Origin of the sequence: Shinella sp. WSC3-e, assembly GCF_945994535.1 — a bacterium.
In the GTDB taxonomy this organism is placed as follows: domain Bacteria; phylum Pseudomonadota; class Alphaproteobacteria; order Rhizobiales; family Rhizobiaceae; genus Shinella; species Shinella yambaruensis.
Genome location: NZ_OZ000532.1, coordinates 284,729 through 297,783, shown reverse-complemented (window position 1 = coordinate 297,783; position 13,055 = coordinate 284,729). Strand labels below are relative to the sequence as shown.

Below are 13,055 nucleotides of genomic sequence, written 5' to 3'. Positions count from 1 at the left end.
TCGAATTCGAGGAACGCCATGAACATCCAAGTGAAGACCAAGACCCCGAAGGCGGCCACCGCCGTGCGCGCCATCAACTGGAACCGCATCGAGGACGACAAGGACCTGGAAGTCTGGAACCGGCTCACCGGCAATTTCTGGCTGCCGGAGAAGGTGCCGCTCTCCAACGACATCCCCTCCTGGGCGACGCTGAAGCCGGAGGAGCAGAAGCTCACCATCCGCGTCTTCACCGGCCTGACCCTGCTGGACACGATCCAGAACGGTGTCGGCGCAGTGAGGCTGATGGAGGATGCCGTCACGCCGCACGAGGAGGCGGTGCTCTCCAACATCTCCTTCATGGAGGCCGTGCACGCGCGCTCCTACTCCTCGATCTTCTCGACGTTGTGCCTGACGCCCGACGTGGACGACGCCTATCGCTGGTCTGAGGAGAATGAGTTCCTGCAGAAGAAATCAGCACTGATCATGGAGCAGTATGTCTCCGGCGATCCCCTGAGGAAGAAGGTCGCCAGCGTCTTCCTCGAAAGCTTCCTGTTCTATTCCGGCTTCTATCTGCCGATGTACTGGTCGAGCCGCGCCAAGCTCACCAACACCGCCGATATGATCCGCCTCATCATTCGCGACGAGGCGGTGCACGGCTACTATATCGGCTACAAGTTCCAGCGCGGGACAGAGCGGTTGAGCGCGGAGAAGCGGCAGGAGATCAAGGACTTTTCCTTCGACCTGCTGCTTGATCTCTATGACAACGAGGCGAGATATACCGAGGAGCTCTATGATGGCGTCGGCCTGACCGAGGACGTCAAGAAGTTCCTGCACTACAATGCCAACAAGGCCCTGATGAATCTCGGCTACGAAGCGCTCTTCCCGCCGGAAGCCTGCAAGGTCAACCCGGCCATCCTTTCCGCCCTCTCGCCGAATGCCGACGAGAACCACGACTTCTTCTCCGGCTCCGGCTCGTCCTATGTCATCGGCAAGGCGGTGGCGACCGAGGACGAGGATTGGGACTTCTGAGGCCGGGAGCCCGAGATTCCGCGCGGCGGGTCAGCCGTTTTCCGGCGGTCCGCCCGGCAGCCCCGTGCCGAAGCTTCGCAGTGCCCAGCGCCTGCCGTCGCTGGAAAGCGCCAGCATGCCGAGCGGCTCGACGTCGATACGCCAGATCGAGGCCAGCGGCGCACCGGTCACATGCAGGAACAGCAGCTTCAGGACGATGGCATGGGTGACGGCCAGCGTGTTGCCGCCTTTCGCATGCCGGCTCTCCAGCCAGGTCGCCGCCCGGGCCTGCACCGTCTCGAACGGCTCGCCGCCATGCGGGGTAGAGGACGGGTCGGACATCCAGCGCTGCAGGTCCTCCGGCGACCGTTCCGCCACATCCGCAACCGTCCGGCCGTTCCATCGTCCGTAGTCGGCATCCCGGAGCGCCGGGCACGATGCCGCGACGGGGGAGAAGGCGGCAGCGGTTTCGATGGCAGGACGCTCGGGTGCGTGCAGCACGGTCTCGAACCGGCGGAGGCCCCGGGCCAGTTCGCCCAGTCGCGCCTGCTCCCTGGGCAGCAGCGGATCACCGGAGGAAAATCGCGATTGCTGATTGGCCACGGTCGCGCCGCGGCACAGGATCACAAGGCGCGTGGCCCTGCCTGCGGCCGGCTTCGGCTCTTCTGCTTCCGTCTTCACGTCCATCCATGCTCCACGCTGGTCAAGGGACAAGGGACGCCGCGCTGGCGCGCCGCCGATGGATATCCATATCATCCCGGCACGCCAGTGGAATCCCGCAGCGGTCAAATCCCCGTCGCCGCATTTTGCGGGCGTGGGCTCCGCCGCTCCGCGAGCCAGTGCAGCCCGCCTGCCCTGACCGCGTCGTAGACGGCGCGCCCCAGCGAAAGGCCGACGTCGGTGTGAAGCCCGGCAAAGGGGGCTTCGGGGTTTCCGCAGGGCGAGGCGACGACGATGCAGTCCGTTCCCGTGCCGGTCACGACGTGGCCATCGCGGATGAGCCCGAGATCGATGACGGCGGCCGTACGGGCTTCGGCGGCGATCGACAGTGCCTCGATGCGCGCCGCATCGGACAACGGCGTTCCGGCATGGGCGAGGAGGTTGATCGTGCCGGCCGGCGCGCTTCCGTCGAACGGTTCGCCCACCCGGCCGGCATTGGAAAGGCCGACGGTGGCGAGGCAGGAGGAGGTGACGGCGCCGGCCTCGGCGCTGGCGAGATGGTGGTGCACGAGGCTGCGCGACGTCATGAGATGCACCGCCTCGCCATGGCCGGCGGCCTCCATGCGCCTGCGCAAGAGCGCGACGGGATCGACATGCGCCGGCAGGTCCCCGTCGCGGACCTCGAGCCAGGCGACGGAGCGTGCAATGACGAAGCCCGGCCGGGTGAGCGACCAGCTCAGCATGTTCTGCGGCTCGGTGAATTCCGCGACGAGGAAAGGCGCCGCCCAGCGGATCGAGAAGGCGTGTATGCGGCCTGCGGATCCTTCCCGTTCAATGGCCGGGCGCATCGTCGTCCGCCGCTGCGGTGTCGGAGGCCTTGTCGAAGACCGCGCGCCAGCGCGCCACCAGCTCGCAATAGGTGCTGCCGGAGAATTTTTCGGCGAGGCGGTGCTGCTGGCGCAGCGTCAGGCGCAGCGCCGCGCGGCCGAAGCGGTCAGAGGGGGCGATGAAATCATCCGGTTCGACCTTCCGGCCCAGCGCCTCCAGCACGGCCTTGCGCAGAAGCGGCAGGTCGGGGCGGGCGAACTGGTCGTAGAGACCCTGGAAGCGGGCGTGGGCGTCGATGTCGAAGTCCGTATCCGCTCCCATGCCGTCCATGACCGGGTTGGCCGGGTGGAGATAGCCGAGCGGCACCAGATGGCCGGGGATCGGCGTGTTGGCCGAATGGGTGCGGTTCGCTTTCAGGAGCTGCGGCAGGAGGTGGGTATGGGGCCCGGGCGGCGAGACACCGCCGGTATCCGGCCCGCCGATCTTCTGGAAGACCTCGACGCGGCCGATGCGCGTCAGCGCGACCCGGTGGGGATGGGCCTTCAGGATGGCGCCGCCGGCCGGATTTGCAGGATCGAACAGGCTGCGCCCGGCATTTTCCCGGAGGAGGGCGAGGAGGTCCGGATCCGCGGTACGGATGCAGAAATCGCATTGCGGCAGGCCGAGGCCCATGTCGAAGAGGATCGCCCTGCGGTCGGCGGGGCGCACCGCATCCTCGTCCGGCCCGAGTTCCGTAAGGGTATCGCGCCGGTTCCCGGCGGCCTCCCGGTGGGGCAGGCACAGGGCGACGGCGTGGCTCCAGCGGTGCGGCTTCGGGCTCAGCGTCTCGTAGGCGACGGGCTCGATCCGGTCCACCGTCACGGCATTGAGGCGGATCGCGCCGCGCCGGGTCGCCCGCACGAAGAGGGCCGGCGCATCGGCTTCGAGATATTCGCCCTTGTCCTGGTGGAATTCCGCGATGGCGCCGAAGGAGCCCATGCTCCAGCCCGCCTTCTCGTCGACGAGGTGGGTTTGCAGGATATCCCGGAGATCAGCCATGGTCGTCTTCATCCTTCTTCTGCGACAGGTCGACCGGCTGCACGATCAGGCCGCCGGCGGCGGCGCCGATGAACGCCTCGACCGTATAGACGTCTTCAAGGGTCCTTGCGGTCAGCACCGCCTCCGGCCGGCCTTCCGCATGGGCGCGGCCGCGATGCAGGAGGAGCAGCCGGTCGCACCAGCGCGCGGCGAGCGTCAGGTCGTGCATGGAGGCGATGACGATCCGGCCCTCCACCGCCAACTCCCGGAAGAGCCGCATGAGCGCGATCTGGTGCTGCGGGTCGAGCCCGGCCAGCGGCTCGTCCGCCAGCAGCACCGGCGTTTCCTGCGCAAGCGCCCGCGCGATGAGCACGCGTGCCCGTTCGCCGCCGGAAAGGCTGGTGACGGCGCGGTGGCGGAAGGCGGAAAGGTCCATGCGGGTGATCGCGGCCTCTATCGCCGCCCGATCCCGTTCCGAAGGGGCGGCGAAGCGCGCATGGTGCGGCAGGCGCCCGAGCGCCACCACGGCCTCTACGCTCATCGCCCAGGCGGTCTCGCGTTCCTGCGGCAGATAGGCGAGGTGGCGTGCGCGCTCCGCGGCACGAAGGCCGGCGAGGTCGACGCCGTCGAGGCGGACCGTGCCGCTGGCCGGCACGAGACCGAGGCAGGCGCGCAGGAAGGTCGACTTGCCGGCGCCGTTCGGACCGATGAGGCCGGTGAAGCTGCCCTTGCCGACGGTGAGCGAGACGCCGTCCACGACGCGCTTGCCGGCGAGCGTCGCCGACAGGTTCTCGATGGTGAGGATGCTCACAGCCCCGCCCTCCTGTGCGACCAGACGAGCCAGAAGAAGAAGGGGGCGCCGACGATGGCCGTCAGCACGCCGAGCTTGATGTCGCGATCCGGGGCGATGACGCGCACCAGCGTGTCGGTGCAGAGCAGGAGCGCCGCACCGCCGAGCGCGCTGGCCGGCAGCAGCCGCGAGGGCTGTGCGCCGACAAGGGGCCGCAGCACATGCGGCACGACGAGGCCGACGAAGCCGATGGCGCCCGTGACGGCGGTGGCGGCCCCGACCGAGAGCGCGGTGCCGGCAACGGCAAGCCATTGCACCCGCGCAAGGTCGACGCCCATGCTCGCGGCTGCATCGGTGCCGAGGGCCAGCGCGTCGAGCGCCCGGCCGAGACGGAACAGCAGCAGCCAGCCGGCCGCCGTGAAGGGCAGCACCAGCCAGACATGTGGCATGGAGCGGTCGGTGAGCGAACCGAGCATCCAGTACATGATCTCCGTCGCCGCGAAGGGATTGGGCGAGAGGTTGAGCACCAGCGAGGTCATCGCGCCGGCAAGGCTGGAGATCGCGATGCCGGTGAGGATGACCGTGAGCGGCCGCCCGTCCACGCCTGCCATCGCCTTGAGGACGAGGACGGCCAGCATCGCGCCGGCCAGCGCCATGAGCGGCAGGGCGAGCATGAAAAGCGCCGAAAGGCCGGTATAGATGGCGATGACGGCGCCGAGCGAGGCCGAGGCGCTGATGCCGATCAGCCCCGGCTCGGCCAGCGGATTGCGCAGATATCCCTGCAGCGCCGCCCCCGAAAGGCCGAGCGTCGCCCCGACGATGAGGCCGAGCAGCGCGCGGGGCAGGCGGATCTCCTGCATCACCAGGACGAGCAGTTCCTCGCCGCCGCCGAACAGGGCGCGAAGACTGTCGGAAAAGGCGACGTCGGCCGGGCCGATGGTGAGCGAGAGGAGAAAGAGCGCGAGGGTTATCGCCGCAAGGAAGACGAGGGTGGTCCGGAAATGGGAGCGGATGGTCACGGTGCGGCTCCCCTGGCCCGGCGTGCGGCGGCCTGCAGGGCGCGGGCGGCCTCAAGGGTGAACGGCCCGCCGCAGACGGTCAGCCGGTTTTCGAGGGGTGCCTCGGCGGTGGCCGCCGCAAGGGCGCGATAGGCCGGATGGGCGAAGTTCTGTTCGGCAAGGGCCGGCCCTTCGACCTCTGACCGGCCGCCCGCCATCAGCTCGGGATCGGCAAGGACGAGCAGTTCCAGCGGCAGGCGGGCGGTTCCCGTCATGCCCAGCATCTCGGCGATGTTGTCGAGGCCCGCGCGCTTCACCACTTCGGAAACGAGCGTGCCGGAGCCGGCGGTGTAGCTGTTGGCGAAGGTGAGGGCGGTGCGCAGCCGCGGCGTCCCTGCGGCTTCGAGCGCCGCGATCTGCGCATCCATGCCGGCGATCAGCGTCTTCGCCCGCACGGGATTGCCGAGCAGGTCGCCCATGCGGGCGAGGTTCGCGCGGACCTCGTCGAAGGAGGCTTCCGGCTGGAATTCCTCGACGCGGAAGCCGAGCCGGCGCAGCAGCGAGATGGTCGTGCGCGTCGTGTAGGTGCCGGCGAGCACGAGGTCAGGCTTCATCAGGAAGATCTCCTCCGCCAGCCCATGGTTGACGGCATAGGCGCCGGCCTCCTCCGCCATGGCCGAGGTGCCGGCGTCGCGCGCCAGATAGGAGACCGAATGGAGCTGGCCGGGCCGTGCGACGAGCATGGCCAGCTGGTCGGTGCAGACATTCATCGACACGACACGCTGCGGAACGTTGTCGGCACCTGTGGCCGCGGCCGGCCAGGCGAGGCCGGCAAGGGTCACCGCAAGCCAGCGCCGGCTGCCCATCAGAAGGTCGCCTTCAGGCCGGCGAAGGCCGTCAGGCCCGGCGTGTTGAAGCCGTAGACTTCCTGGTAGTCGCGGTCGAACAGGTTGTCGATGCGGCCGAAGACCTCCACCGTGTCGTTGACCTTGAAGCTGCCGCCGACATTGACCACCGTGTAGCCGCCGAGCGTCACGCGCGGCGGAACGAGGGTGGCGAAAACCACGTCCTTCATCCTTCCGTTGAACACCGCCTCGGCAAAGACGCGCGCCCGCTCGTCGTGGAAGACATAGGCGGCGTTCAGCGAGCCCATGTGGCGCGGCCGGCGCACCTCCTCAAGACGCGGCCCGCCGGCCTCCGCCTGCTCGGTCGCATGCGTATAGGTATAGGCGCCGGTCAGCGTGAGGCCGTTGAAGAAGTCGACCGTCGCGGAGACCTCGACGCCCTGCCGGCGGCTTTCGCCGTCACGGTTGACCGGCGTCGACGTGAAGTCCGGATTGAAGACCGTGGCGATCTCGTTTTCGAGATTCTGGCGGAAGTAGGTCACGTCGACGACGAGGCCGCCGTCGAAGAGGCTCTTCTCGACACCAATGTCCCAGCCGAGGCTTTCCTCCGGCTTCAGGTTGGGGTTGCCCTTGAACGTGCCGGGAAAATAGCCGAACTGCTCGTAGAAGGTGGGGTTGGTGACGGCGGTGCCGAGGGAGGCATGCAGGCGCGTATCGGCCTGCGGCACCTGCCAGGCCGCGCTCACCGTCCAGGTGGCGGCATCGGCGAATGCACCGTTCCAGTCCTGCCGGATGCCGCCGTTGAGATAGAACTGCTCGAAGAATTCCCCCCGGTATTCGCCGATCAGCGAATGGGTGTTGCGGCTGAAGGTTTGCGTGAGATGGGACGGCGAGAAGGTCTCGCGCTGCCATTCGTAGCCGGCGGTCAGCTGGTGCACCTGGTTTTCCAGCGCGTCATGGCGGTAGGAGGCCTGGTAGGTGGCGTTGTAGCGGTTGCCGTCGTTCCAGCTGTCGCCGAACGCTTCGGAATGATCGAAGCGGTGAAGGTCATAGGCGGAGAACCGGGCCTTCTGCGTCAACGCGCCGTCGAGCGCGCTGTTGCTGAAGCCGATGGAGCCGAGAAGCTCGCGGTTCTTCGTATAGTCGCCCACGTCATAGGCCATGGCCGTGTCGTTGTCCTGCTGGTCGAGGTCGCTGCGGCGGTTCACGTAGCGCAGCGTGCCATCGATTGTCGTCTCGGGCGAGAGGTCGACGGAGAAACGGCCGTTCAGCGTGCCGTTGCGGTCGCCGTCCTTTTCCCCGCCGATGTCGGAAATGTTGAAGCCGCCGGTGCGGCGCAGCATGCCGGAGAGCGAATAATCGTAGTTTTCCCCGCCGCCCCGGGTGGAAAGCGCGCCCATGACGGTGCCGTCGCTGCCGACCTCGGTGCGCGCGCTCGACGTGGCGGTGCCGCGCTCTCCGCGTTTCGTGATGATGTTGATGACGCCCGACATGGCGTTGGCGCCCCAGAAGGTGCTCTGCGCGCCGCGCAGGATCTCGATGCGCTCGATATCGTCGGCGATCAGGCTGCCGAAATCGAATTCGCCCTGGTCGTTGTTGTTGGCCTCGACGCCGTCGATCATCACGAGCACGTGGTTGCCTTCCGCCCCGCGCACGCGCACCTGCGTAAGGCCGCCGAAAGACCCGGTGCGCGACACGGCGAAGCCCGGCACGAGCCGAAGCGCATCGGCGACATAGCGCACCTGGTTCTTCTCGATCTGCTCCCCCGTGATGACGGTGACGGCGCGGCCGGATTTCTTGAGGTCCACCGAGGTCAGGCCGTCGGTGATGACGATCTCGTCGAGATCGGTCGGCGCATCGGCCGCGGCCCTTTCCTGGGCGTAAACCGGTGGACACAGCGCGATAACGAGCAGGGAGGCCCCCGCCAGGTGCTTTTTCATCTTTCCCCCAAGGCAGGACGCGCCTGCACGGTTTTCCACCGCGGGCAAGAGAGGATCATGGAAAAGCGGGCACTTTCCCGAACCGTCCACCGGCGCGGCGACATCGTCGACAATGTCACCGCTACGGACGGCCGCGCCCGGACACACCCCGTATCCTGGCATGGGTGACCGGCACAGGCAGGTCTCCTGACTTCCGCGTCGTCGCTATCCTCGCCTTCCCGTGCAGAACGCACAGTGGCATCGTGAGGCAAGCTCGGCGGTTACAGTTGCGGGGGCAGCCACGGTCTCGGCCCCTGATGGGTAATCCTCACCGTGTTCCCTTTTCATCCGTCGGGCTGACGGAACCTGTGTCGCGAACAAAGCTTATTGGCGGTTGCGAAGCCCGGTCAAGGGGCATAAGGCCATACCCACAGTCATGGGCGGCAGAAATTGGCCGGGCAACGGCGCCAGCACCAACGCCGTCAGGATCATGCCACCGGGGAAGGGATACGGCCGGCTCCGCAGGGAGCGAGCCTTATGGGTCCGATGCTTACCGCGCCGGGTTGGGGCCGAGGCGTGCCGTGGTGGGTGCGCTCCCCGCCCTTGTGAACCCTGGTGACGGAGGCCACGAGGTGCGCCAGCACGAGATCGATGCCATAGCGGCCTTCCTGACCCAGACGGCATAGGCCGGTTGGGTCAGTCGTCCCGCCGCCGGTTTTGGAGTGGTCGGCTGGCCGGTGCGCACTCTGCGGGCACGGGAAGGTCGTGCAGGCGCATCAGGCCGTCGATGGATGCAGCCGCGTGTCCAGGGCGAAGCTTTCCTGGAATTTCAGGGCATAGGTGCCCGGCGCGGCGCCTGCGAGAAAGATCAGGTTCCAGCTGTGCGGCGAGACCGCGCTGGGGATCGCGACGAAACGGTGCCGTCGCAGCAGGTCGTCGCCGAAGGCCTGCTGGCCCGCGCCGGGAATGCCCGGGCGCAGCCAGTTGGGATTGGGCACCGTTTGCGGATCGACGACGTGGACATCGCCGATATCGGCAATGACGGCGGCCGTCATGCGATGGGCCACCGTGTCGAGCGCATGAAATCCCTTGTGGACCGCGACTTCGAGGATTGCGGTCGCAGGATCGAGCGAGCAGTAGACCGCGCGCGTGCCCTTGCTGTTCCAGCGTCCGCCCACGCGGTAGGCGCCTTCGCCGCTATCCCAGCTCGGCGCATGGACAGCCTGGTCGAGCCGCCACGCGACCAGCTCGCTCCCGCCGAGCGCGATGGGCAGAACGGTCATGCGTAGACGCCGTATTCCAGGCGGTCGAGATGATCCTCGACCAGCTCCACGCCGGCAGGCGTGCCGAGAAGGTCGATGGGGCGGCGCTGGTCGAGCCCGATGGCCGGCCGCTCCAGCCATTGCTCGGCTTCCGCCTGCGATCCGAAAATATCCGTCGCCTTTGCGAGAATCTCGGCGAATTTCCAGGTCCGGCCGCTCTGTTCCAGGCTGAGCGGCTTGGAGGGCGTGTCCTTCCGCCGCTGCCAGGTGCGCAGGCTCATGCCCACGGCCTTTTCGAGCGATTCGTTCTTGCCGATGAAGACGAGATTGCCGACAAGGTGATCCAGCGCCGATGCGGGCAGGCCGTGCAGAAGCAGTTCATGCGCGTCAAGCGCATTGGTCAGGCGGCGCGACAGGATGCGCGAACCGCCGAGCAGGGCTTCGATTTTCTGCAGTTCGCCACCGGTTGCTGCCTGCGATGCTTTTGCTGCGACGGCCATGGTTATTCTCCCGCGTCATCTGTCGCTTGGAATATGTCATCTGTCGCATGCAATTTCAAGGCCTGGATCGCATCCGGGCCGTCTGCGGAATATGGATCCGGCCTAGTGCACCATGAAGCGCGAACTGAAGGGCAGGCTTGCGGCGCCGACGGCTTTCGGGGCTGCGGATGTCCTTCCCACGACGGCGCTCACCGAGGGGATTTCCTGCCGGATGAGGTTGCATAACGCCTCGCAGATCTCGGTGGGGACGAAGGACGAGAGCACGACGGTCTTAAGCTCGATGAATTGCAGGAGGGATTGCGTTAGCTGGATGAGGCTTTCCGCGCAGGCCTGCTGCCAGGCCGCAAGGGCCGGCCCCATGGGCGGCCATGACGGGACCTCTCCCCAGAGCTTTTCCGCCAGCGTGCTGCCGGACGGCAGGGCGCGTTCCAGCGCGAGCACGCCGACATCGTAGCTCAGCGGCGAATTGCCGTTGTAGATCTGGTGGTTGAGCACGAGGCGGCCGTGCAGGCGGGCGCCGAGATAGAAGAACAGGAAATCCTGCAACTGCCGCGCCGTGCCGAACAGGCTTTCGCCGCCTGCCGCCGCCGTGATGTCGTTCTGCACGAAAACCGGCAGGCCGAGCTCGGCCTCCAGATGGCGGTGCAGCACGTCATGGTCCGGGCCGGAGCGGATCGGCGGGGTGGGCAGCGCCAGGCCGACGCCGGCGATGCGCGCCTGCCGGCTTTCCGAAAGGCCGGCGATGGCCTGGTGGATTTCGAGCGCCAGGGCTTCCGGCGCGTCGAACGTATCGGCCGCCCTGTGCGGCATCACGCGGTGATGCTGCACATTGCCGATGAAATCGACGACGACGATGTGGGTGTTGCGGTAGCCGACGCTGACGCCGACGGAATAGGCGCCCTCGGAATTCAGCATGAGAGGCGTCGTCGGCGGGCCGACGCGACCCTTCTGCGCCGCGCCGCGCACGACAAGGCCCTCCTGTTCGAGCGAGCGCACGATCACGGAGATCGTCTGCGCCGAAAGGCCGGTCTTCTCGCCGATCTCGAGGCGGGTCGTCGCTTCGTTCTGCAGCAGCAGCGAGAGCACCAGACGCTCGTTGTGGCTGCGCACGCTCAGCGAGTTGAGGCCGCTGGCGCGGTCCGCGATGCGGAGCGGGTTGGGCGGCGCGAAACGCATGTCAGGCATGGGCGCGCTCCCCGGCAAGGGCGATGACGGTGCTGTGGAAACGCCTAGGCATCCGGCCACCCGATCGCCAGCACTTCTTGGGCAAGCGCCTCGCCGAGCTGGCGGTGCGCCTGTTCGTCGATATGAAATCCATCAGCCGGCGAGCACCGGCAGACCGTGCCGGCATCGAAGAAATGGGCCTCCAGCGAATCCGCCATGATCTCGAATTCCAGCGCAAGCCTGCGGGATTTCTCCTGCGCGCCGGAGAAGATCGATTCCCATTCCCTCAGATCGTCCAGCATCGGCGGCGGGGCGACGATCATGATCTCCGGATCGTGGCCGGCAGGGCCGGGGGACAGCTCGCGGATGTCGTGCACCAGGCAGCCGATACCCATGGCGACCTCGGATGGCGGCATGTTGAAGCGCCGTTTCAGGTCGTTGGTGCCGAGCATGATGATGATGAGGTCGAGCGGCGCGTGGCTCTGCAGGCAGGGGCGCAGATAGGTCCGGCCATTCTTCAAGGCGCCCTCGATCGGGTCGTCATGCACCGTCGTGCGGCCGCTGAGGCCCTCCTCGATGACCTGCCAGCCGGGGCCGAGCTGGCCTTCGAGAACGCCGGCCCAGCGCTGTTCCCGGCGATAGCGCTCAAGCGGCCCGCGGCCGGGAATCTGGCCGTGGGTGTTGGAATCCCCGAAGCATAGAACGGTCCGCGTCACTGTCTCCTCCACCGGGCCGTATGCCCGCAATTGCGGTTGAGACTTCGCATCCGCAGGGGCGATTTGCAAGGACGGCAGATTATTCATTCAGTCTGAATAACTATTGACAGCCGAAAGCGCCAGTGGTTTTGTGTTGGCCGGAGGAGAGTTTCAGGTCGTTTCAAAGGCTGCGGGCGAGCACCGGACATGGGTCGCGGGCTGGTGATGCCGCATGCCTTCCGGCCGGCCTTGGCCTCTTTGGACGCCAGCTTTTTGGAGGAGAAGTATGAGCAGCATCATCAGGAAAATCGGCCTGTCGGTTCTGTTGGCCGGCGTGGTCTTCGCAACGAACAGCCTGGCGCAGGACGTGCCTCTGCTCGACGGCGTGACGACCCGCGCGGACAACAATCCGACGGTGGAAGAGGGCAAATACAAGAAGGATGCCCCCTGGGTCATCGGCATGAGCAGCTTCGGCGTCAACGCCAATACCTGGACGGTGCAGGTGGCACACGAGGCGCAGGCCGCCGCCGACCGCGACACGCGCATTTCCAAGTTCATCCTGCTCGATGCCGGCTTCGACCAGAAGAAGCAGGTCGCCGATATCGAGGACCTGATCGCCCAGAAGGTGGATGCGATCATCGTCCAGCCGGTCACCTCGACCTCGGCCAATGCCAGCATCGAGAAGGCCGTGGCGGCGGGCATCCCCGTCGTGCTGCACACGGGCCGCATCGAATCCGATGCCTATACGACGGAAATCCAGGGCGGCGCCGAGCATTTCGGCAAGGTCATGGGCGATTTCCTCGTCAAGGAGCTCGGCGGCAAGGGCAATATCTGGGTGCTGCGCGGCCTCGCCGGGCACCCGGAGGACACGAACCGCTACAACGGCCTGAAGCAGGCGCTCGAAGGCAGCGAGATCACGATCACCGCCGAGGAGCACGGCGACTGGCAATATGACAAGGCCAAGAAGGTCTGCGAGACGCTTTATCTCAACGACCCCGATGTCGCCGGCATCTGGTCGTCGGGCGCGGACATGACGCGTGCCTGCGTCGACGTCTTCAAGCAATTCGGCGCGGCCATTCCGCCGATTTCCGGCGAGGGCAACAACGGCTTCTTCGGCCAGTGGATCGCCGACGGCTTCAAGTCGGTATCGTCCGAATACAGCCCTGCCCAGGGCGCTGCCGGCATCCGCGCCGCCGTTGCCCTCCTGGAAGGCAAAGCGCTCCACAAGCACTACGACTACAACCCGCCGGGCTGGGACCTCGAAAAGGTCAAGAAATACTACCGCGACGACCTTTCGGCCAATGTCTGGTGGCCGTCGGAGCTCTCCGAGGATCAGCTCAAGCAGTTCTACGCCAAGCAGTAGGCGCGCCGCACGGGAGGCGGGCCATCA

13 protein-coding genes and 1 riboswitch are annotated in these 13,055 nt (G+C 66.9%); of the genes, 2 read left to right on the top strand and 11 right to left on the bottom strand.

Going from position 1 to position 13,055, the window contains the following annotated elements; translation table 11 throughout:
* The first annotated feature begins 18 nt into the window (after positions 1 to 18).
* On the top strand, positions 19 to 1,008 hold the full coding sequence (gene nrdF, locus AABF56_RS28090; protein ID WP_272808352.1) for a class 1b ribonucleoside-diphosphate reductase subunit beta: 990 nt from the start codon (positions 19 to 21) through the stop codon (positions 1,006 to 1,008).
* Between the two features lie 30 nt (positions 1,009 to 1,038).
* On the opposite strand, the gene AABF56_RS28085 is transcribed toward nrdF, so the two are convergent.
* The 11 genes from AABF56_RS28085 to AABF56_RS28035 form a co-directional block, all read right to left on the bottom strand.
* Positions 1,039 to 1,674: a histidine phosphatase family protein gene (locus AABF56_RS28085; protein ID WP_272808351.1), complete on the bottom strand. Its 636-nt coding sequence runs from the start codon at positions 1,672 to 1,674 to the stop codon at positions 1,039 to 1,041.
* Between the two features lie 98 nt (positions 1,675 to 1,772).
* On the bottom strand, positions 1,773 to 2,495 hold the full coding sequence (locus tag AABF56_RS28080) for an adenosylcobinamide amidohydrolase (RefSeq protein WP_272808350.1): 723 nt from the start codon (positions 2,493 to 2,495) through the stop codon (positions 1,773 to 1,775).
* Positions 2,479 to 3,513, bottom strand: coding sequence for a DUF6925 family protein (locus tag AABF56_RS28075; protein WP_272808349.1), 1,035 nt, complete (start codon positions 3,511 to 3,513; stop codon positions 2,479 to 2,481). The genes AABF56_RS28080 and AABF56_RS28075 overlap by 17 nt, the downstream gene beginning before the upstream one ends.
* Positions 3,506 to 4,303, bottom strand: a complete 798-nt coding sequence (locus AABF56_RS28070) for an ABC transporter ATP-binding protein (RefSeq protein ID WP_272808348.1) — start codon at positions 4,301 to 4,303, stop codon at positions 3,506 to 3,508. The genes AABF56_RS28075 and AABF56_RS28070 overlap by 8 nt, the downstream gene beginning before the upstream one ends.
* Positions 4,300 to 5,301: a FecCD family ABC transporter permease gene (locus AABF56_RS28065; protein WP_272808347.1), complete on the bottom strand. Its 1,002-nt coding sequence runs from the start codon at positions 5,299 to 5,301 to the stop codon at positions 4,300 to 4,302. Before AABF56_RS28065 ends, AABF56_RS28070 begins: the two co-directional genes overlap by 4 nt.
* A complete protein-coding gene (locus AABF56_RS28060; RefSeq protein ID WP_272808346.1) occupies positions 5,298 to 6,146 on the bottom strand; it encodes an ABC transporter substrate-binding protein in 849 nt (282 codons plus the stop codon). The genes AABF56_RS28065 and AABF56_RS28060 overlap by 4 nt, the downstream gene beginning before the upstream one ends.
* On the bottom strand, positions 6,146 to 8,065 hold the full coding sequence (locus AABF56_RS28055; protein ID WP_272808345.1) for a TonB-dependent receptor plug domain-containing protein: 1,920 nt from the start codon (positions 8,063 to 8,065) through the stop codon (positions 6,146 to 6,148). The genes AABF56_RS28060 and AABF56_RS28055 overlap by 1 nt, the downstream gene beginning before the upstream one ends.
* Before the next feature lie 159 nt (positions 8,066 to 8,224).
* Positions 8,225 to 8,429, bottom strand: a riboswitch (cobalamin riboswitch).
* 391 nt (positions 8,430 to 8,820) lie between these two features.
* Positions 8,821 to 9,327 carry an RES family NAD+ phosphorylase gene (locus AABF56_RS28050; protein ID WP_272808344.1) on the bottom strand — a complete coding sequence of 169 codons (507 nt, stop codon included), beginning with the start codon at positions 9,325 to 9,327 and terminating at the stop codon, positions 8,821 to 8,823.
* Positions 9,324 to 9,806 (bottom strand): type II RES/Xre toxin-antitoxin system antitoxin, encoded by a 483-nt coding sequence (parS, locus tag AABF56_RS28045; protein WP_244770211.1) that lies wholly within the window; start codon positions 9,804 to 9,806, stop codon positions 9,324 to 9,326. The genes AABF56_RS28050 and parS overlap by 4 nt, the downstream gene beginning before the upstream one ends.
* 102 nt (positions 9,807 to 9,908) lie before the next feature.
* On the bottom strand, positions 9,909 to 10,982 hold the full coding sequence (locus tag AABF56_RS28040) for an ROK family transcriptional regulator (protein ID WP_336314405.1): 1,074 nt from the start codon (positions 10,980 to 10,982) through the stop codon (positions 9,909 to 9,911).
* 53 nt (positions 10,983 to 11,035) lie between these two features.
* Complete coding sequence (locus AABF56_RS28035; protein WP_244770213.1) at positions 11,036 to 11,686, bottom strand: SGNH/GDSL hydrolase family protein; 651 nt, start codon at positions 11,684 to 11,686, stop codon at positions 11,036 to 11,038.
* 265 nt (positions 11,687 to 11,951) lie between these two features.
* Between AABF56_RS28035 and AABF56_RS28030 the strand changes: the two genes are divergently transcribed.
* On the top strand, positions 11,952 to 13,028 hold the full coding sequence (locus tag AABF56_RS28030; protein WP_244770214.1) for an ABC transporter substrate-binding protein: 1,077 nt from the start codon (positions 11,952 to 11,954) through the stop codon (positions 13,026 to 13,028).
* Positions 13,029 to 13,055 lie beyond the last annotated feature (27 nt).